The organism is Hydrogenophaga sp. Root209 (genome assembly GCF_001428625.1).
In the GTDB taxonomy this organism is placed as follows: domain Bacteria; phylum Pseudomonadota; class Gammaproteobacteria; order Burkholderiales; family Burkholderiaceae_C; genus Hydrogenophaga.
Map to the genome: position 1 here is coordinate 79,198 of NZ_LMIE01000003.1, position 18,869 is coordinate 98,066.

Genomic DNA, 18,869 nt, shown 5'->3' on the forward strand with positions numbered 1-18,869 from the left:
AGATCAATCCACCATCCTGAACACCGCGCGCAAGGCCTCCAGCCGCGGCGGTTTGCTGAGCAGGTGGTCCACGTGAGGCGGGCACTCGCCCTCTTCCCGCATGCGCCGACCCCAGCCCGTGAGCATCACCACCGGCGTGCCGGGCGACGCGGCCTTGACGGCGGCCGCCACGGACCGGCCATCGACCTCGGGCATGCCGAGATCGGTGATGACCACGTCGAACGCCTGCGCCGACAGCGCCGCCTTGAACGCCGCGATGCCCTCGCCGCCCCCGGCCGCCGTGGCCACCGCGTGTCCTTCCGCGGCCAGGGTGTCGGACAAGGAACGCAGCAGCAGGGGATCGTCGTCCACCAGCAGGATCTTCAGCACCCGGCGCTGGGCGGGTGCTGAAATTGGCGCTGCGTCGATCGAGGCTGGCTCGGCGTGCGCGGCAAAGTCCAGACAGATGGTGGTGCCCTCGCCCGGCGCGCTCTCAATGGTGATCTCCGCGCCGTGGCGCTGCATGCTGCCGTAGACCATGGCCAGGCCAAGCCCGGAGCCGCGCTGGCCCTTGGTGGTGAAGAACGGCTCCAGGCAGCGCCGTTGCGTCTCGGTGTCCATGCCGATGCCGGTGTCGATCACTTCCAGTTGCACCCGCAGCGCTCCGTCGGCGAGCACCGCGCGCCGCGTGCGCAGCGTGAGCGTGCCGCCCTCGGGCATGGCGTCCACCGCATTGAGCACGAGGTTGGTCACCGCGTCGCGGATCTCGCCTTCCATGACGAAGACCGGGGACAACAGGTCTCCCAGGTCGAGCGCGATGTCCACGGAGATGCCCGCTTGCTGCGGCATGTCGCGCCAACGCGCGCGCGTGAGGTCGAGCACCTGCCTGACGAGCTGGTTGAGGTCCACCGCGCGACGCCGCACGCCGGCATCGCTGGGCCGGTAGAAATCGCGCATGCGCGCCACGGTTTCGGCCACGTCGTCGATGGCGATCTGCACCGTCAGCAGCTGGGCGCGTCCACGCTCGCTCAACGCCGGTTCGTTGGCCAGCAGCGATTCGGTATAGAGCACCACCGGCGATATGGCGTTGTTGATGTCGTGCGCAATGCCGCTGGCCATTTGCCCCAGCACGCGCAGCCGCTCCTGCTGCAGCACCACCTGTTGCGCTTCGCTGAGCTCGTCGTAGGCCTGCTGCAGCGACCGGTGCAGCCGGGCCTGGCTGGCGGCCAGCGCCACGTGCTCGGCGAGCTGGCGCATGAACTCGCATTCACCGCTGTCAAAGCCGTGGCTCTGCGCGCGCGCGGCCACCAGCACGCCCAACACCTCGCCCTGCGCATGCAGGGGCGCAAACACCGCCGATCCCATGCCGGTGTGTGCCAGCCGCTGGAGCCAGGAAAACGGGGTGTCGGCCAGCACCGGCTCGTGCACGAGTTCGCCGCTCGCGCAGCGCGCCAGACCGCTGTCCGCCAGGGGCAGCACATCGCCCTCGCGCAGCCCGATCACCTGCCCACGCCTGGTGGCCTTCGCACTCAGGTGGGCGACGGTGAAGGCCTGGGTGGGCAGGTCGAACAGCAGGGCTGCGGAAAACACGGTCGAAAACCGGGACTCGATGTTGTCGCAGACCACGCGAAAGATGCGGTCCAGGTCGAGGCGTTCGTCGGTGGCGCGAACGATGTGGTTGAGCAGCTCGGTGCGCGAGAGCTGCAACTGCAGCCGTGCTTCGGCCTCGACGCGCTCGGTGACGTCCTGCACGGTGCCTCCGATCGACACCATCGCACCGCTGGCGTCGCGCCGGGGTTCGTCGATGTTTTCCTCATACCAGCGGACCTCTCCGCCGGGTTGGACACAACGGTAGGTCCAGCGTCGCGAGGTACCGTCCCGAAGGCACTCGGTCATCGTCCGCAGGTAATCGGCACGGTCGTTCGGGTGGATGCGATCCATGGTCTGCTCCACGCTGGGCGGGCCGTCGGCTGGATCGCGGCCCGTCAAGGCATAAAGGTTGGCCGACCACACGGCCGAATGGTCCTGGGCCAGGCGCTCCCAACTGCCCATGCGGGCCAGCGACTGCGAGCGCGCCAGGCTGACCTGCGAAGCCTGCACCGCCATCAGCGCCTGCGCGCGTTGCTGCTCCAGCGCCACCTGGTCGGTGATGTCCATCGCCACCACCAGCTCGGCATCGCGACCGTTGTAGTTCAGGCTCTGGGTGGTGATGTCCACCGCGATGGATGTGCCGTTCTTGCGCAAATGCACCCAGGTGCCCACGCGCTCACGGCCATCGGGCGACACCACGGAAGCGCGGCTGCGCAGGCGATGTCTTTCGCCCGCGGGGCGGATGTCGTCGATGGACAGTGCGAGGAACTCCTCGCGGCTGTAGCCGTACTGTTCAATGGCGGCGTTGTTCACTTCAAGGAACGCACGGGTGGCGCGGTCGAACACCCACATCGGGTGCGGATTGCCCAGGAACAGCAGTTGGAAGCCACCGCGCAGTCGGGCTTCCTTCTGCTCGGCCAGCTTGCGCTGGGTGATGTCACGCTCGGTCGCCACCCAATGGGTGAAACGGCCTGTGCCGTCGGTGATCGGCACCATGTCCAGCTCCAGCCAGAACTCGCTGCCGTCCTTGCGGTAGTTGATCAACTCCTCGCGAACCGGCTCCCGGTGCTCGATGCTGCGGCGGATGCGTTCGAGCGCATCGGGATCGGTCATGGGGCCGTGCAGCATGCCCGGGGTCTGTCCGATCGCCTCCGCCGCGCTGTAACCGGTCAGGCGCTCGAACGCCTGGTTGACATACAGGATGCGCGGACCCAGCCCATCGGACGACTCGACCCCGGTGATCAGCACGATGTCGTTGACCCGCGCCACGCAGGTCTCCAGCAGCTTGAGCCGGGCTTCGCTGGCGTGGCGTTCCTGTGCCTTCTGCAACTGGTCCAGCGCCGCGGACAGGCTCTCGCCAATGGCCGTCAACAGCTGGCTCTCCTCCTCCCGGAAGTACATCGGCTCATCGGCCATGAGCACCAGGGCCAGAGGCAACTGCCCCTGCGACGCGATGGGCACCACCGCCAACGCCTTGAAGCCACGGTGCAAGGCCGTGGCAGCCCAGCGGCCCATGCTGGCGTCATTGGCAATGTCGTTGGACACCACCAGCTGCAAGGTGCGAAGCGCGGTGGGCACGGGGGAAGCGTAGGTGTCCACGTCCACCGCCGCGCGGTTGAGCAGGTCGGTGTAACCGTCGTCCGCGCCCGCATTCATCAGCGCCGTCATGGTGCGCTTCTGCGGGTCCATGCTGGCCACCCAGGCCATGCGCAGTTCGCCCTGCTCCACCGCGATGTCGCACACGCGCTGGAGCAGACCGTCCCTGGAGTCCGCCGAGACGATGGCCGCGTTGATCTGGCTCTGCACCTGGTACATGCGCCGCAGCCGGTGCTGCTCGGTGATGTCTTGCATGGCGCCGGCGTACACCACCGGCTCGCCGGCTTCGTCGCGTTCCAGGAAGGCAAAACTGTCGACCCAGCGCACACCCCTGTCGGTGCGCACGATGCGGTATTGCTGGCGCAGCGGTTTGCCCCCCTGAAGCAGGCTGTCGCGCTGCGCAATCACCCGATCCATGTCGTCGGGATGGATCATGTACTGGTACATCTCGGCAGTGACCGGCCCTATGGCGGGATCCAGTCCGAACAGCTCGTAGACAGTGTCAGAGGCGCTGTACTGCCGGGTCTTGAGATCAAGCTGGTAGAAGCCCACGCGGGCGATCTGCTGCGCCTTGATCAGTTGGACCTGGTTTTTGGTGAGCTCGCGCAGCATGGCGTCCAGCCCGGTTTCAAGCTCGGCGAATTCGCGGCCCGTTGCAGCCGGCAGCGGTCCGTCCAGCGGTTGGTTTCGAGCGGCCGCACGCATGCGCGCCAGCAGATGCGACACCGGGCGTGCAATGTGTTGCAGGCCCAGTTGCCAGGCCAGCACCAAGCCCACCAGAGCGGCCAGCGCCATGACGGCCAGTTGCAGTTGCAACTGGCGGGTGGTCGAGGCGAGCACGTCGTTGCGCTGTCCACCCGCGATGACGAACAGCCCGTCGCCACCCTGGCCATCGATCGGAACGAACTCGTACAACCAGTCGATGCCCTGGGCATCGCGCAGATCGAGGCTGCCCGTTGTCCTGGCCAGCACAGCCGCTCGCAGACCGTCGTGGTCGATGGTGGTGCCGATGCGATCCGGGCCGGGCCGGCTGGACGCGAGCAGCGTGCCTGTCGCATCGGTGATGTCCACGTGGATGGAGCCCGGCAGAGGCAGGGATTGCAGCTTCTGCGCGGAGGGCAACAGATCCACCGTGGTGAAGGCCACACCCACGAATGCGTTGCCATCGTCGAACACCGGCATGCCGAAGCCGAGCTGGCGCTTGCCCGAGACCCGCCCGATCAGGTATTCACCCATGGAGAACTTCCGCTCACGGACCGTGTTGCGGAAGTAGGCTCGATCGGCCACGTTCAGGCGCTGCTGCCCCTCATTGGCCAGGCATTGAATGTCGCCCTGCAGATCGACCACACCTATGTTGCCGTAACCCGGCGTGGCGGCCGAGACGTTGCGCAGGAACTCGTAGCAGAGCGCGCGCAGGTCGTTTCGGCGCACCGAGGGACCGGCCGCCACCGCGGCCAGGATCTGGCGCGCCCCTTCAATGACTTGCTCCTGGTTGGCTGCGGCCAGCACCCCCACAGCCCTGATTTCCTGGCGTCCGCGCTGCACGGCAGCCTGGCTGGTCATGTTGTAGCTGACCCACAGCATGACCAGACCCGGCAGGATCGCCACGACCACCAACATGAGCAGCAGGCTGCGGATTCCCCTCTTGTGACGCAAGGCGTTGCCCCTGTTGAATAACCAGAAATAAATCACCGTTTGCCGCTGAGCCGCATGCTCGCACAAACGCGGTAGGTGGTAGGGTATGCGTCAAGATCCGATCGTGAAAAATCCCCACATATGGCAATGACCTGCCACTGATCGACAACTGGCACCCCACCATGCCACTGCGCAGTTCCGCCCAGCACCGTCCACGCCCACGTTTGCTCGTGGTGGACGACGAAGCTCCCCAGCAACGCGCGCTCTGCGAAATCCTGGTCGATCAGGGCTATGAGGTCGTGGGCTGCACCGATCCGCAGGTGGCCCTGAACAAACTCGATCAGTCCACCTTCGAACTCCTGCTCACCGACCTGCAGATGCCGGGCATGGACGGCATCGAGCTGACCCGCCGGGCCCAGGCGGTGGCGCCCGACATGGTGATCGTGCTCATGACGGCGCACGGCAGCATCGGCAGCGTGGTGGACGCCATGAAGAACGGCGCCATCGACTACGTCCAGAAACCCTTTCGCATCAGCGGCATCGTGCCCGCCGTGGAGCGCGCGCTCGAGGTACAGCGCTTGCGGGTGAACAACCGCCGGCTCGAAGCCGAGGTGTCTCAACAGTTGAAGGAACTGGTGGCGGTCAACCAGGAGCTTGACGCGTTTGCCGCCCGGCTCGCGCACGACTTGCGCGGACCCCTGGTCAACATGCGCAGCATCCTGGAGCTGACCTTGCAGGACTCGGGCGATCAGCTCGACGCGCAGCAGGCCGAGATGGTGCGCCTGGGCGTGCAGTCGGGTGACCTGGCGCTGCGCATGGTGCGCGACCTGCTCGATTTCGCCCGCCTGGGCAACCAGCCACTCACCATGGCACCGCTGCAACTGGACGATGTCCTGAAGGCGGCGCTGACCACCGTGCAACCGTCCAGCACAGACCGCGTCATCGAATGGAGCATCGGCCCGCTGCCGGCCATCAACGGGCACGCGGGCCTGTTGCAGCAGGCGTTCGTCAATCTGCTGGGCAACGCGATCAAGTACACCTCGGCGCGCGATGTGGCGCACATCAGCGTGACGGCCCAGGCGCTGCCGGGCGGCGGTCACCAGATCGTGTTTGCCGACGACGGCGCGGGCTTCGACCCCCGGCAGACGGACCAGCTCTTCAAGCCATTTCGTCGCCTGCACACGGCCGACGAGTTCGTGGGCGAGGGCATGGGCCTGGCCAATGTGCGGCGCATCGTCGAGCGCCACGGTGGCACGGTGATGGCGCGCGGGCGGCTGGGCGAAGGCGCCAGCTTCACGATCGTGCTGCCGGCCACTTAGAACTTGTCCGCGAATTACTTGGGGCCGCGTTGGGACGCAATCGGGATGAGTTGTCCGCTCACACCACGCCGCATGGGCTCATGCCCATGCAAGGGGTTGGGTGGGCAAATCGCCCGATTTCGTCCCAACCCGAAGGATGATGGGCGGCATGACGCCCCTGTTGAACGCCCGACAAACCGCCGACGCCCTGCCCTACCCGGCACTGGCCGACGAGATCCAAGCCCTGCTGCGCGACCCCGGCGTGGTGGTGCCGCCGCGCACCGTGCAGCCCCTGGCCGGTGGTGGCAGCCTGTTCGTGATGCCCGCCGCCGATGCGCGCGTGGCCATCACCAAACTCATCACGTTCATTCCCGACAACGCCACCCGCCACCTGCCCGCGATCCAGGGCGACATCGTGGTGTTCGATGCCCTCACCGGCCAGCGCACCGCCCTGCTCGATGGTCCGACGGTGACGGCGCGGCGCACGGCGGCGGTGTCGCTGCTGGCCGCGCGGCTGCTCGCGCCGCGCACCGACGGGCCTCTGCTCATCGTCGGCGCGGGCGTGCAGGGGCGCGCGCACCTGGAGGCCTTTCAGGCCGGGCTGGGCGTGCGTGAGGTGTGGGTGGCCTCGCGCAGCACGGCGAGCGCCGACGCGCTGGTGCAGCATGCGCGCAGCCTCGGCATGAACGCTGGCCGCGCGATGGATGCCGACGCCGCCCTGGCCGATTGCCCCCTGGTGGTGAGCTGCACCTCGGCGCAGGCCGTGGCCCTGCGCGCGCGGCCGCGCACGGACGCCTTCGTGGCGGCGGTGGGCGCCTTCACACCACGCATGGTGGAGTGGGCACCCGAGGTCTGCCGCTGGTTCGCCGCCGACGGCCTGGTGGTGGTGGACACGCGCGACGCCGACCACGAGGCCGGCGACCTCTTGCAGGCCGGCATCGACGTGCCCGCACTGGCCACGCTGGCCGACGTGGTGCGCGAGCCGCCAACGCACCGCCGGGACAGACCGGTGTTCTTCAAGAGCTGCGGCTGGGCGGGCTGGGACCTGGCCGCGGCGCGCTGCGTGTTGAGTGGCCAGGCGCCTCAGCGGTGACGGTCAGCGGTAGGTCGCCAGGTGGATGCTGGTCTCGGTGCCCTGGATGCCCTTGATCAGGCGGATGCGCTCCAGCACCTGCGAGAGTTCGGTCATGGAACCTGCACTGAGCTCGGCCAGCAGGTCCCAGCGGCCATTGGTGTCGTGCAGCGCGGCCACGCCGGGCTCGCCCAGCAGGCTGGCGATCACCGCGCGCGTCTGGTTGCCGTCCACCAGCACCGCCATCCAGGCGCGGATGCGCTCGGGCTCGGCCTCGGGCCGCAGGCGCACCGTGTAGCCCACGATCAGCTGCTGGTCTTCAAGCTTGCGGATGCGGTTGGTGACGGTGCCGCGCGAGACCTTGAGGCGGTGCGCGAGCTCGGCCACGGTGGCGCGCGCGTTCTGGCGCAGCTGGGCAATCAGAGCCTGGTCAATGTCGTCCATGTTGATCATTTTGTCATTCATGGCTGACTTTTTGCTGCATCTACTCTGAATATGGCAAGTTTTTGCCGATTCACATTGCCACGCGGCTGCGGGACACTGTTTGTCATGACTTCGAGCACCACCATGAACCCCGCACACACCCTGTTTCTGAGCGCCCCCGCCGCCGCCGACCTCATCAACCGCCACGGCATCCCGCAGACCCTGCGCGGCATGCGGGATGCCATCGTTCAAGACTTCGCGCGCTGGGCCGATTTCGACAAATCGGCCCGCGTGGCCAACCACAGCGCCGACGGCGTGATCGAGCTCATGCCGATCGCCGACGACACGCTCTACAGTTTCAAGTACGTCAACGGCCACCCCAAGAACACCCGCCTGGGCCTGTCCACCGTGATGGCCTTTGGCGTGCTGGCCGACGTGGCCACCGGCACCCCGCTGCTGCTGTCCGAACTCACACTCACCACCGCGCTGCGCACCGCGGCCACCTCGGCCATGGCCGCCCAGACGCTGGCCCGGCCCGACAGCCGTGTGATGGCGCTCATTGGCAACGGCGCGCAGAGCGAATTCCAGGCGCTGGCCTTCCAGCACCTGGTGGGCATCACCACGCTGCGCGTGTTCGACGTGGACCGGGACGCCACCGCCAAGCTGGTGGCCAACCTGGCCGGCAGCGGCCTGGAGATCGTGGTGTGCGAGAGCACCGCCGAGGCCGTGCGTGGTGCCGACATCGTGACCACCATCACCGCGGACAAGACCAACGCCACCATCATCACGCCCGAGATGCTCGAACCCGGCATGCACATCAATGGTGTGGGCGGCGACTGCCCCGGCAAGACCGAGCTGCACGCCGAGGTGTTGCAGCGTGCCAGCGTGTTCGTGGAGTACACGCCGCAAACGCGGGTGGAAGGCGACATCCAGCAGATGCCGGCCGACTTCGCCGTGACCGAACTGCACGATGTGCTGGCCGGCCGCCAGAGCGGGCGCACCCACGCCGAGCAGATCACCGTATTTGATTCTGTGGGTTTCGCGCTGGAGGACTACTCCGCCCTGCGCTTCATGCACGCCCTGGCGATCGACCAGGGCATGGGCACCACGGTGTCGCTGATCCCCGATCTGATGGACCCCAAGAACCTGTTTGGCGCCCTGCGCCCGCAGGTGGCTGCGGCCGGGCTGCGCCTGGTGGCGTGAGCGCGCCGGGCCGCTCCCAAGCGCTCGTCCCGGAGCGCGCAGCGCGCAAGGTAGTCCAGTGAGCCACCAGGATCGCGGGCAGTGGATCAGACCCGCGCGAGCCTGCGCTGGCGGCGCGCCAGCGCGATGCCCAGCAGTCCCAACGCCAGCAGGCTGAGCGAGATCGGCTCGGGCACCTCGGCTCGCAGGAAGGGCGTCACGTCGGCGTAGGTTTCGCCCCAGCGCAGCTCGTCGAAGGCACCCGGAAGATGTCCAGCGCCGGAGAACGTGAACTGGGTAATGGCACCATGGTGGGTCACGAACAGGTCGGAGGCGGCCACGGACAGAGAGGCGTTCGACGCGATGGGCTCGATCGAATCGGTCGGATCCAGGTACAGGGTCAACACGTCTGCGTCGATGGGGTTGAAGTCAAACCGCAAGACCACGAGATGCACGCCCGCCAGCGCTTCCAACGTCAACCCACCGCCATCCACCAGCATGGAGTCGGTGCCGCTGTCGGTGGTCACCGCCAGCGTCAGCTCGTTGACGCCGGAAAAGTGGTTCACGAAAAGGTCCACCGCGAGGAACGAATCGCCCACACCGCCGTTCCACATCTCGTAGCCGCGCTTGCCGAAGTCCGTCACGGTATCCGTGCCCTGGGTACCGAAATCGATCAGGAAACTTTGGTAGAGGGTGAGCGGATCAAGGCCACCCCCCAGCCCGCCGGCAATCGGTCGCCCGGTGCGCCCGAAGGTGCAGCAACTGAACTGCAAAGTTTCCTGTATCTGGCCGCCGCTGGAGGGGAACAGCGGATAGGCCAGACTGCCGATGTCCTTCACGGCCTGCGCATCACCACCGCTCTGGACCCAGGCGCCTGAATAGAAAGCGGTCGGGCCGGTGGCCGGGTTCTGGCCACCCAGCGGGTTGGTGCCGGCGTCTTCGTCGCCGGCCGTGTAGTCCGCTGGCCCGGCACCCACCGCGAACGGGTCGTACACGAGCAAGGCGGCGCTCGCGGGTGAGATGAAGAAGGGAGAGACGGTGATGACAACCGCGGCGGCGAGGGCGGCGGTGCGGCGGAACAGGTGGGATCGCAACATGGGAAAGCCCTCCATCAGTGGTTCCCCGGTGCGGGGGATCGGGCGCCTGCAAGAGATGTGCCGCAACATGCACCGCGGCCAAAATCAAGCACTTGCGCGCGCCAACCCTCACCCCGACGGAGGAATGTGTAAACGAAGCTGACACCACCCAACCCGGTACCCAGGGGCCCGACTTCAAGCCGCCTGCGCCTGCACCCACTGCACGAATGCCACCACCGGAGCCCGCGCCCGGTCGGTGGCGCGCACGCTCAGAAAGTGCACCGGCCGCACGATCCTGCGCAGGCTGCGCTCACCCAGCACCACCAGTTCACCGCGCTTGATCTCGCGCGCCGCCAGGCGCGTGCTCTCCAGCGCCACACCCATGCCGTCGACCGCGGCCGCAATCGCCATGGCCGCGCGGTCGAACGACGGCCGGGGGCGCACGGGCAGCGCCAGACCGTTGAGCTCAAACCACTCGGCCCAGCCGACCGGGCTGAGCTGCGAGTCGATGAGCGACAGGCGCCGGATCGCCTGGGCGGGTCGCTCTTTGGCCACCAGCAAGGCGGGTGACACCAGGGGTGCGATGCGCTCGCCGCCGAGCGAGATCACATCCAGCCCGGGCTTGTGGCGAGCCACACCGTAAGAGAGCGCCACGTCGATGTCGCGCACCACCGCCAGATCGACCGGATCGGCGCCCGTGGTCAGGCGGATGTTGATCAAGGGATGCCGCGCCACGAACGCGGGCAGGTGCGGGCCCAGCCACTTGAGCGCCAGGCTGGGCGCGCAATGCACCGCCAGCACCTCGTCGTGCGTGGGCAGCTGCACCTCGGCGCAGGTGGCCTCCAGCGCGTCGAACAATCGGCCCAGGCTCTCGAACAGGCGGCGGCCTTCCAGTGTGGTCTGCACCTGGCGGTGGCGGCGCTCGAACAACGCGCGCCCGAAATGCCGCTCCAGGTCGCGGATCTGGTGGCTGATGGCCGAGGCGGTGAGGTGCAACTCTTGAGCGGCCAGCGCAAAACTCTGCAGGCGCGCGGCGGCCTCGAAGGTGCGAAGCCGTGCCAGTGGTGGAAGATTCCTCATGCATTTGGCTTTCAGATGAAACTGACTCATGTTTCCATGAGCATTCATCGTTTGTCAACGCGCGTGCACCGGGCCACCATGGCGGCTCATCACCACCCGAGGAGACACCATGTCCGCCGTGCTTGAAAAGCTCTCGAAGCTGGGCCAGAAGGAATACCGGCACGACCCGCTGACCGATCCCAAGGTCTCGATCTACCAGCCCGACCAGCCCGGCCTGATCTACCCCGGCATCCCCACGTTCGACAACGTGGCGCAGGAGCGCCAGTACCTGAAGGAGCGCCTGGCGGGCGCCTGCCGCGCGTTTGCGCGCCAGAGCTTCGACTACGGCTTCGCCGGCCACCTGACCATCCGCGACCCCGAGCACCCGCACCTGTACTGGACCAACCCGATGGCGGTGCATTTCGCGCAGGTGAAAGTGTCCAACCTGATCCTGGTGGACCACCAGGGCCAGGTGGTGGAAGGCCGCCACGCGGTCAACCGCGCCGGCTTCGTGCTGCATGCCGCGGTGCACGAGGCGCACCCGGACATCATCGCCATGTGCCACGCGCACACGGTCTACGGCACGGCGTTCGCCTCACTGGGTCAGCCGTTGCAGCCGATCTCGCAGGACGCGGCCGCCTTCTTCGAAGACCACGTGGTGATTGGTGACGAAGCCGGCCAGGTGGCGGTGGAGGTGAAGGCCGGCCTGAAAGTGGCCGACTGGTTCAAGGGCGTGAAGGCCGCGATCCATCAGAACCACGGCCTGTTCACGGCCAGCCGCCACAGCATCGAGGCTGCGGCGTTCTGGTTCATCGCACTGGAGCGCTGCTGCCAGCAGCAACTGGCCGTGATGGCCACCGGTGCCACGCCGCGCCTGGTGCCGGCCGAGCGCGCGCGCTACAGCCGCGAACACGTGGGCAGCGAGTACATCGGCTGGCTGCACTTCCAGACCATCTGGAACGACCTGGTGCGCAGCGAGCCCGACCTGTTCGACTGAAACAGGCCGGCCCGCGTGCCGATCAGCGCTGGCCGTGGGCGGTCTTGGCGGCCTTGATGCAGGCGTCCTTGGCGTCACCGCTCATGGCATCGCATTTTTCAGCCGCTGCCTTGTACTTGGCCTCGTTGACTTCCTCTTTGCTGTCGGCTCGGGCCTCGGCCGTGGCTTTCGAGGTTTTGGCGGCGGCGAGAGCGGCCACGTGCGCTGCTTTCGCTTCCTTGTTGCACACGTCCTTGGCGTTGCCGTTCAGGTCGTCGCAGCGCTCCTTGGCCACCTCGTAGACGCCATCGGCCTTGACGGTCTGAACCTTGATGCCATCGGCCGGCTTGCCGCTGGCCTTGAACTCGAGCTCGGCGCGAGCGTTGTTTTCCTTGGCCTTGGCCTCTTCCATGCAGATGTCCTTGGCATTGGCCTTGAGGCTGTCGCACGCGGCCTTGTCGGCCTTGTAGTCCGCGCTGATGGCGGTCTTGGCTGCGGCGTATTCGGCCTTGGAGGGTGGTGCGGCCTGGGCGGCCAGCGGCGCCAGCAGACAGGCGCTGACCAACAACATGGCGCGGGAATGGGAAGTGGTTTTCATGGGGAGCCCTTTCAAAGTTGACGGAGTTGCGTGGAGCGGCACCAAGCCGCTTGAGGGATCCACGCCCACAGCATCGGCCAATCAGCGCGTGGGGTCTGTTCGGTTTCCAACGTTGCCCAACGCACACAAGGCAGCAACGCGCGTGACAAGCGCGCGCAGGCGCGCGGCGTAGCATCGGGCGCCATGCCCCACACCCCTGCCGACCCCAGCCTGATCGACTCGCGCGTGGCCATGCGCCGCCTGCTCACCACCCTCGCGCTGGTGACGCTGGGCAACAGCGGCATGTACGTGGTGGCGGTGGTGCTCCCGGCGGTGCAGGCCGAGTTCGGCGTGGGCCGGGCCGACGCTTCCCTGCCCTACACGCTCATGATGGTCTGCCTGGGGATCGGCGGCTTGTTCACCGGAAAGCTGGCCGACCGCCACGGCATCACGCCGGTGCTGCGCGTGGGCGCGGTGGCGGTGGCGGGCGGATTCATCTGGGCGGCCTGGTCGGGCAGCATCTGGACCTTTGGCCTGGCGCACGGGCTGCTGCTCGGCATGCTGGGCAGCTCGTCCACCTTTGCTCCTTTGCTGGCCGACACCGCCCTCTGGTGGAACAAGCGCCGCGGCATGGCGGTGGCCATTGCCGCCAGCGGCAACTACGTGGCCGGCACCGTCTGGCCACCGCTGGTGCAGTGGGGCATATCGACCATCGGCTGGCGCCAGACCTACATCATTCTGGGTGTGGTGTGCGGCACCGGCATCTTCTTGCTGGCCTCGCTCATGCGCCAGCGCCCACCGCTGGTGGTGACCGCGCCGGTGAGCGCGGGTGAATCAGCGCCCGATACCAGTCGCCCGTTCGGCCTGAGCCCGAACCACGCGATGGCCCTGCTGTGCGTGGCCGGCGTGGGCTGCTGCGTGGCCATGTCGATGCCGCAGGTGCACATCGTGGCCTATTGCACCGACCTGGGCTTTGGCGCGGCGCGTGGCGCCGAGATGCTCTCGCTCATGCTCTTCTGCGGCATCGCCAGCCGGCTTATCTCGGGCTGGATCTGCGACCGCATTGGCGGCATCCGCACGCTGCTGCTGGGCTCGGCTCTGCAGTGCGTGGCGTTGCTGCTGTTCCTGCCGTTCGACGGGCTGGTCTCGCTCTACTTGATTGCCGCACTGTTCGGCTTGTTCCAGGGCGGCATCGTGCCCTCATACGCCATCATCGTGCGCGAATATTTCCCGCCCAAAGAAGCCGGCGCGCGGGTGGGCGCGGTGATCATGGCCACGCTGGTGGGCATGGCGCTGGGCGGCTGGATGTCGGGCTGGGTGTACGACCTGACGGGCAGCTACCACGCGGCCTTCCTGAACGGCATCGCGTTCAACCTGCTCAACATGAGCATCGCGCTGTGGCTCTACTTCCGGGTGCGCCGCATCACCCGCGGGCAGCTGGTCGGCGCCTGATCACGGCGGCCTTGCCGGGCTTCGCGTCCTGACGGCGCACGCCGTCCAGCAGCTCCAGGAAACGCCGCGCCGCCACCCCCAGCGGCTGCGCCTTCGCCCAGACGGCGTCCACCCACAGCGGCATGGCATTGCTGAAGTTCTCCAGCGGGATTTCCACCAGCTGCCCGGCGGCCAGGGGCGCGCGCACAAAGCCCTGCGGCAACCACGCCCACCCCAGGCCGGCGATCACCAGACCCATGGCGGCCACCGGGGTGTCGGTGCGCCATTGGTGGCGCGACATCACGATGCGCTCGTCCACGTCGCTGGTGTGCCGACCGGCCACGATGATCTGCCGCTCCACGGCCAGGTCGTCCTCGCGCACGCCGCGCGTGGCCTTGCGCCCCCGCAGCATCGGATGGGTGGGCGCCGCCACCGCCACCAGGATCTCGCGACCGACCTCCTGAAAGCCCTCGCGCGCATCGAGACTGGCGCGTTCGAACACCAGGGCCACGTGTGCCCGCCCGCTGTGCAACATGCCCAGGGCGTCGGTTTGCGGCGCCGCCAGCACCTCCACCTCCAGCAGCGGGTGTTCGGCCGACAGCTGCACCAGCGCCGCGCTCCACGGCGTGGCCGCCAGCAGCTCCGGCGCCACTGCGATGGTCAGGCAGGGCTCCAGCCCCTGGGTGAGCGAGAGCGCATGCGTGTCCAGTTTGAGCAACTGCTCCGCCAGCAGCCGCGCCTGCGGCACCAGCGCCGTCGCCTGCGGCGTGGGACGCGGCTCGCGCCCGCTGCGGTCAAACAGCACCAGGTTCAGGTCGGCTTCGAGATGGGCGATCGCCATGCTCACCGCGGACGGCACCTTGCCCAGGGAGCGCGCCGCGGCCGAAAAGGAGCCGTGGTCCAGCACCGCCAGAAACACCTTGAGGGATTCGAAGTCAAATTTCATCTGTCAGTTCTCCTGATAGAAGCTGACTTTTAGTATCAGTCATAACGACATACAGTGCCCCCATTGAAACAACGGAGACAAGCTGTGCAGGGAATCTGGAGACGCGTGGTGTACATCGGCCTGTACGAAGTGGTGGCCATCGCACTCGCTGGCTGGGGCTTGATGCTCATGTCCGGCCACAGCTTGCTGGACAGCAGCACGCTGGCCATCGCCACCTCGTCCGTGGCGGTGGTCTGGAACCTCGTCTTCAACACCTTCTTTGAACGGTGGGAAGCCCGCCAGAACACGAGCGGGCGCAGCGTGAAACGGCGCATCCTGCACGCGGTGAGTTTCGAGACCGGACTGGTCGCCATGCTGGTACCGCTGATCGCCTGGTGGCTGGGCGTGAGCCTGTGGCAGGCCCTGGTGATGGACATGGCCCTTGTGGTCTTTTTCCTCGTCTACACCTTCGCCTTCAACTGGGCCTTTGACGAAGTGTTCGGCCTGCCGGCCTCGGCCACGAAAGGCGTGGCGATCCAGGCGCCTTGATGCCTCGCGCTCAGCGCACCGATCGGGCCATCTCGGTGGCCAGTGCGCCCAGTGTGCGCAAGGCCGCGTCCACACGATCGTCGCCGGGATGCCCGACATTGAGGCGCAGGTGGTGGGTGAAGCGCCGGTCGGCTGAAAACAGCGCGCCGGGCGCCGTGCTGATGGACTGGGCGCGAGCCCGGTGGTGCAGCGCGAGGGCGTCCACCGAGGGCGGCAGTTCGAGCCAGATGAAGTAGCCACCGTCGGGGCGCGTGGTGCGCGTCCCCGGCGGAAAGTGACGCTCGATCAGCCGCAGTGCGTGTTTGCGCTGCGCCGACAGCGCCTCCCGCAGGCGCCTGAGGTGGCGGTCGTAACCGCCCTGGGCCAGGTAGTCCGCCAGGGCCAGCTGCGTTGGCAGCGCGCTGGCCAACGAGGTCGTCATCTTCAGCCGCTCCACCCGGGACGCATGGCGCCCGGCAGCGGCCCAGCCGACCCGGTAGCCCGGCGCCAGGCATTTGGAGAACGACGAGCAGTGCAGCACGCCACCCTGCTGATCGAACGCCTTGGCCGGTGGCGGGCGCAGCGAGCCCGCATACAACTCGCCATACACGTCGTCCTCGATCAGCGGCACACGGTGGCGCGCGAGCAGTTCGACCAGCGCCTTCTTGCGGGCCGGCGACATCAGCGCGCCCAGCGGGTTCTGAAAGCTCGGCATGAACCAGCAGGCGGCCACCTTGTGCCGATCCAGCAGCACGCTCAAGGCCTCCAGGTCCACACCGTCTCGCGGGTCGGTGGCCACCTCCACGGCCTTGAGGTGCAAGCGCTCCAGCGCCTGCAAGGCCGCATAGAACGTGGGCGACTCGACCACCACCACATCACCCGGCCGGGTGACCGCCTGCAGGCAGAGGTTGAGCGCTTCCATCGCGCCGTTGGTGACGATGAGTTCGTTCTCCGCCAGCGCCATGCCCTGCAAGGCGCAGCGCCGACGCAAGGCCTGGCGCAGCCCTTCGTCGCCAGCGGTGAGCGCACCGGTGATCTGGGTCGGTTTGAGGCCACGCATGGCGCGCGCACCGCAGCGGGCCAGCTCGTCGAACGGGAACAGGTGCGAGGCCGGGAACGCCGAGCCCAGCGGCACCACATCGGCGTCGCGCGTGGTCTCCAGCAGATCGAACACCAGTTCGCTGATGGCCACCGGTGTGGCCTCGCTGCGCGGCGCGGCCACCTGGGGGCCGCCCCGCACGGCCCGGCGCGTGGCCCGCACATAAAACCCGGAGCGCGCCCGCACCTCGACCAGGCCCTCGGCCTCCAACTGGCCATAAGCCTGGAACACGGTGGACGGGCTCATGCCGCGCTGCTGGCGGGTCTCGCGCACCGAGGGCAGGCGCTCGCCCGGGCGCAACAAACCCCCGCGGATGGCCGTGGCCAGTTCGTCGGCCAGTTGCTGGTACCGGGGCACGCGAAAGCTGTTCATCGGATCACACCATCTGATCTGGTCAATTTTCAATTCATCTGAGTCTTGCAGATCAGATGAATTGTGTGAGGATACCCACATGCTCCCCATTCCACCCCTGATCGCCCTGTTGCTCGCCGCATGCATCCCGTGGCGCGCCGCCGCACAACCCGCCCCCCGTTTTGAAGACACCCTGGCCCAGCGGGTGCAGGCCTGCGCCAGTTGCCACGGCCAGCAGGGCCGCGCGCGCCCCGACGGCTACTACCCCCGCATCGCCGGCAAACCGGCGGGCTACCTGTACAACCAGCTCAAGCATTTCCAGACCGGCCAGCGCCAACACGCGCTGATGGCGCGCATGGTCGATCCGCTGAGCGACGCCTACCTGTGGGAGATCGCGCACCACTTCGCATCGCTGGACCTGCCCCACGCGCCCGCCCTCCCCGCCCGCGCGCCCGCCGCCGTGTTGCAGCGTGGCGAGCAGCTCGCGCTGCGCGGTGATGCATCGCGGCAGGTGCCTGCATGCACCGCCTGCCACGGCGCCGCGCTCACCGGCGTGCAGCCTGCCGCGCCGGGGCTGCTGGGCCTTGCGCCGGACTACATCAACGCGCAGCTCGGTGCCTGGCACAACGGCACCCGCAAAGCCCAGGCGCCCGACTGCATGGCCACCATCGCGCGCACCGCTGGAGTGCGGCAGCTTCACGCCACCGGTGGCGCCGGCCTCGGTGAAGGCGGCACGGCCATGAGCGCGCCGGGTAGTCCAGTGAGCGCGCATCTCTCCCGACAACGCGGCGCCCTGGCCATGGGTCTTGTGCTGGTCTTGCTCATCTGCGCTGGCGCCTGGCTGCTGTGGCCGTCCCAACCCGTGGCCGTGCCAGCCCTGAACCCCACCGCCCGCCTGGACGACACCGCCACCATCGAACGCGGCCGCTACCTCGCTGTGCTGGGCAACTGCCAGACCTGCCACACCGAGCGGGGCGGCGCCGCATTCGCCGGCGGGCGCGGCATCGGCACACCGTTCGGCACCGTGTACAGCAGCAACCTCACACCCGATGGCACCGGTCTGAAAGACTGGAACGCCGACGACTTCTGGCGCGCCCTGCACCATGGGCAATCGCGCGACGGGCGCCTGCTGAACCCGGCCTTCCCGTACACCAACACCACCCACGTCACGCGGCCCGACAGCGACGCCCTGTTCGCGTTCTTCCGCAGCCTGGCGCCGGTGGCATCGACCGTGCCGGGCAACGACCTGGGCCGGTACCTGGGTTCGCAAGCCGCGCTCAAGGCCTGGCGCGCGCTGTACTTCCGGCCCGACGACACGGTGACTGCAGCACCGGTGGACGAACTGCAACGCGGTGCCTACCTGGTGAACGGCCTGGCGCACTGCAGCGCCTGCCACGTGCCGCGCAACGCCCTGGGTGGCAGCAGCGACATGCTGTCGCTCGCCGGCGGGTTCATGTCGGCGCAGGGCTGGTACGCGCCCTCGCTGCTCGACCCCGCCGAGGGCGGCGTGCAGGAGCGCGAGCTGGCCGACATCGTGGCGCTGTTCCAGACCGGGCGCAGCGGCACGCACATCGTCACCGGACCCATGGCCGAGGTGGTCCAGCACAGCACGCAGCACTGGGAGAGCAGCGACCTGCGCGCCATGGCGGTGCACCTCAAGGCGCTCCCGGTGACACGCAGTCGCGTGCAGGCCACGACCGAAGCGCGGTCCGACAAGGCGCTGAACCAGGGCGCAAAGATTTACGAGCAGCAGTGCGCGCAGTGCCATGGCGCGCAGGGGCAAGGCATTCGCGGCAACGATGGCGCCTGGGCCTACCCGGCACTGGCGGGCAACAGCACGGTGCTGCAGGGCGTGCCGGCCAATCTGGTGCAGGCGGTGCTCTACGGCGGCTTTGGCCCCAGCACGGCGGGGCACCCGCGCCCCTTCGGCATGCCGCCCTTCGTGCTCGACCTGAACGGCCAGGACATCGCCGACCTGCTGACCTATGTCAGGAGTGCGTGGGGCAACGACGCGCCGGCGGTTTCCGTGCTCGACGTGCAGCAGCTCCGAAACACGGCAGGAAAGTAACCCG

14 protein-coding genes are annotated in these 18,869 nt (G+C 67.9%); 7 read left to right on the forward strand and 7 right to left on the reverse strand.

Annotated elements, in window-relative coordinates; translation table 11 throughout:
• Positions 1 to 3: 3 nt before the first annotated feature.
• Positions 4 to 4,821 (reverse strand): PAS domain S-box protein, encoded by a 4,818-nt coding sequence (locus tag ASE11_RS03920; RefSeq protein WP_156406227.1) that lies wholly within the window; start codon positions 4,819 to 4,821, stop codon positions 4 to 6.
• Between the two features lie 161 nt (positions 4,822 to 4,982).
• Here ASE11_RS03920 and ASE11_RS03925 point away from each other — a divergent pair, with 161 nt between their 5' ends.
• Both ASE11_RS03925 and ASE11_RS03930 read left to right on the forward strand, forming a co-directional pair.
• Positions 4,983 to 6,119, forward strand: a complete 1,137-nt coding sequence (locus tag ASE11_RS03925) for a sensor histidine kinase (RefSeq protein ID WP_056266476.1) — start codon at positions 4,983 to 4,985, stop codon at positions 6,117 to 6,119.
• Between the two features lie 148 nt (positions 6,120 to 6,267).
• Positions 6,268 to 7,191 (forward strand): delta(1)-pyrroline-2-carboxylate reductase family protein, encoded by a 924-nt coding sequence (locus tag ASE11_RS03930; protein ID WP_056266820.1) that lies wholly within the window; start codon positions 6,268 to 6,270, stop codon positions 7,189 to 7,191.
• A gap of 3 nt (positions 7,192 to 7,194) precedes the next feature.
• Here ASE11_RS03930 and ASE11_RS03935 read toward each other — a convergent pair whose 3' ends face one another.
• Complete coding sequence (locus ASE11_RS03935; RefSeq protein ID WP_056266823.1) at positions 7,195 to 7,614, reverse strand: Lrp/AsnC family transcriptional regulator; 420 nt, start codon at positions 7,612 to 7,614, stop codon at positions 7,195 to 7,197.
• Positions 7,615 to 7,719: 105 nt separating this feature from the next.
• On the opposite strand from ASE11_RS03935, the gene ASE11_RS03940 reads away from it, so the two are divergent.
• A complete protein-coding gene (locus ASE11_RS03940; RefSeq protein WP_200959310.1) occupies positions 7,720 to 8,796 on the forward strand; it encodes an ornithine cyclodeaminase in 1,077 nt (358 codons plus the stop codon).
• An 86-nt stretch (positions 8,797 to 8,882) separates the two neighbouring features.
• Here ASE11_RS03940 and ASE11_RS03945 read toward each other — a convergent pair whose 3' ends face one another.
• Positions 8,883 to 9,872 (reverse strand): PEP-CTERM sorting domain-containing protein, encoded by a 990-nt coding sequence (locus ASE11_RS03945; protein WP_162258022.1) that lies wholly within the window; start codon positions 9,870 to 9,872, stop codon positions 8,883 to 8,885.
• 174 nt (positions 9,873 to 10,046) lie between these two features.
• Entirely contained in the window at positions 10,047 to 10,931 is an 885-nt protein-coding gene (locus tag ASE11_RS03950) for a LysR substrate-binding domain-containing protein (protein WP_056266830.1), read from the reverse strand.
• Between the two features lie 109 nt (positions 10,932 to 11,040).
• On the opposite strand from ASE11_RS03950, the gene ASE11_RS03955 reads away from it, so the two are divergent.
• The gene (locus ASE11_RS03955; protein ID WP_056266484.1) at positions 11,041 to 11,907 is read left to right on the forward strand and encodes a class II aldolase/adducin family protein; all 867 of its coding nucleotides are present in this window, start codon (positions 11,041 to 11,043) and stop codon (positions 11,905 to 11,907) included.
• A 22-nt stretch (positions 11,908 to 11,929) separates the two neighbouring features.
• On the opposite strand, the gene ASE11_RS03960 is transcribed toward ASE11_RS03955, so the two are convergent.
• Complete coding sequence (locus ASE11_RS03960) at positions 11,930 to 12,484, reverse strand: hypothetical protein (protein WP_056266488.1); 555 nt, start codon at positions 12,482 to 12,484, stop codon at positions 11,930 to 11,932.
• 183 nt (positions 12,485 to 12,667) lie between these two features.
• On the opposite strand from ASE11_RS03960, the gene ASE11_RS03965 reads away from it, so the two are divergent.
• On the forward strand, positions 12,668 to 13,915 hold the full coding sequence (locus tag ASE11_RS03965; RefSeq protein WP_056266492.1) for an MFS transporter: 1,248 nt from the start codon (positions 12,668 to 12,670) through the stop codon (positions 13,913 to 13,915).
• Here ASE11_RS03965 and ASE11_RS03970 read toward each other — a convergent pair.
• Positions 13,887 to 14,840: a LysR family transcriptional regulator gene (locus ASE11_RS03970; RefSeq protein ID WP_056266497.1), complete on the reverse strand. Its 954-nt coding sequence runs from the start codon at positions 14,838 to 14,840 to the stop codon at positions 13,887 to 13,889. The genes ASE11_RS03965 and ASE11_RS03970 overlap by 29 nt on opposite strands.
• A gap of 84 nt (positions 14,841 to 14,924) precedes the next feature.
• On the opposite strand from ASE11_RS03970, the gene ASE11_RS03975 reads away from it, so the two are divergent.
• A complete protein-coding gene (locus ASE11_RS03975) occupies positions 14,925 to 15,368 on the forward strand; it encodes a PACE efflux transporter (RefSeq protein WP_056266501.1) in 444 nt (147 codons plus the stop codon).
• 10 nt (positions 15,369 to 15,378) lie between these two features.
• Here ASE11_RS03975 and ASE11_RS03980 read toward each other — a convergent pair whose 3' ends face one another.
• Positions 15,379 to 16,818, reverse strand: coding sequence for a PLP-dependent aminotransferase family protein (locus tag ASE11_RS03980; protein ID WP_082585508.1), 1,440 nt, complete (start codon positions 16,816 to 16,818; stop codon positions 15,379 to 15,381).
• 79 nt (positions 16,819 to 16,897) lie between these two features.
• Between ASE11_RS03980 and ASE11_RS26420 the strand changes: the two genes are divergently transcribed.
• Positions 16,898 to 18,865 carry a c-type cytochrome gene (locus ASE11_RS26420; RefSeq protein ID WP_235501186.1) on the forward strand — a complete coding sequence of 656 codons (1,968 nt, stop codon included), beginning with the start codon at positions 16,898 to 16,900 and terminating at the stop codon, positions 18,863 to 18,865.
• Positions 18,866 to 18,869: the final 4 nt, after the last annotated feature.

Bases quoted from the DNA above. Each gene is read 5' to 3' on its own strand.
- ASE11_RS03970 (WP_056266497.1), bottom strand. From the start codon at position 14,840: ATGAAATTTGACTTCGAATCCCTCAAGGTGTTTCTGGCGGTGCTGGAC.
- ASE11_RS03930 (WP_056266820.1), top strand. From the start codon at position 6,268: ATGACGCCCCTGTTGAACGCCCGACAAACCGCCGACGCCCTGCCCTAC.
- ASE11_RS26420 (WP_235501186.1), top strand. From the start codon at position 16,898: ATGCTCCCCATTCCACCCCTGATCGCCCTGTTGCTCGCCGCATGCATC.
- ASE11_RS03960 (WP_056266488.1), bottom strand. From the start codon at position 12,484: ATGAAAACCACTTCCCATTCCCGCGCCATGTTGTTGGTCAGCGCCTGT.
- ASE11_RS03925 (WP_056266476.1), top strand. From the start codon at position 4,983: ATGCCACTGCGCAGTTCCGCCCAGCACCGTCCACGCCCACGTTTGCTC.
- ASE11_RS03955 (WP_056266484.1), top strand. From the start codon at position 11,041: ATGTCCGCCGTGCTTGAAAAGCTCTCGAAGCTGGGCCAGAAGGAATAC.
- ASE11_RS03965 (WP_056266492.1), top strand. From the start codon at position 12,668: ATGCCCCACACCCCTGCCGACCCCAGCCTGATCGACTCGCGCGTGGCC.
- ASE11_RS03935 (WP_056266823.1), bottom strand. From the start codon at position 7,614: ATGGACGACATTGACCAGGCTCTGATTGCCCAGCTGCGCCAGAACGCG.
- ASE11_RS03940 (WP_200959310.1), top strand. From the start codon at position 7,720: ATGACTTCGAGCACCACCATGAACCCCGCACACACCCTGTTTCTGAGC.
- ASE11_RS03980 (WP_082585508.1), bottom strand. From the start codon at position 16,818: ATGAACAGCTTTCGCGTGCCCCGGTACCAGCAACTGGCCGACGAACTG.
- ASE11_RS03945 (WP_162258022.1), bottom strand. From the start codon at position 9,872: ATGTTGCGATCCCACCTGTTCCGCCGCACCGCCGCCCTCGCCGCCGCG.
- ASE11_RS03950 (WP_056266830.1), bottom strand. From the start codon at position 10,931: ATGAGGAATCTTCCACCACTGGCACGGCTTCGCACCTTCGAGGCCGCC.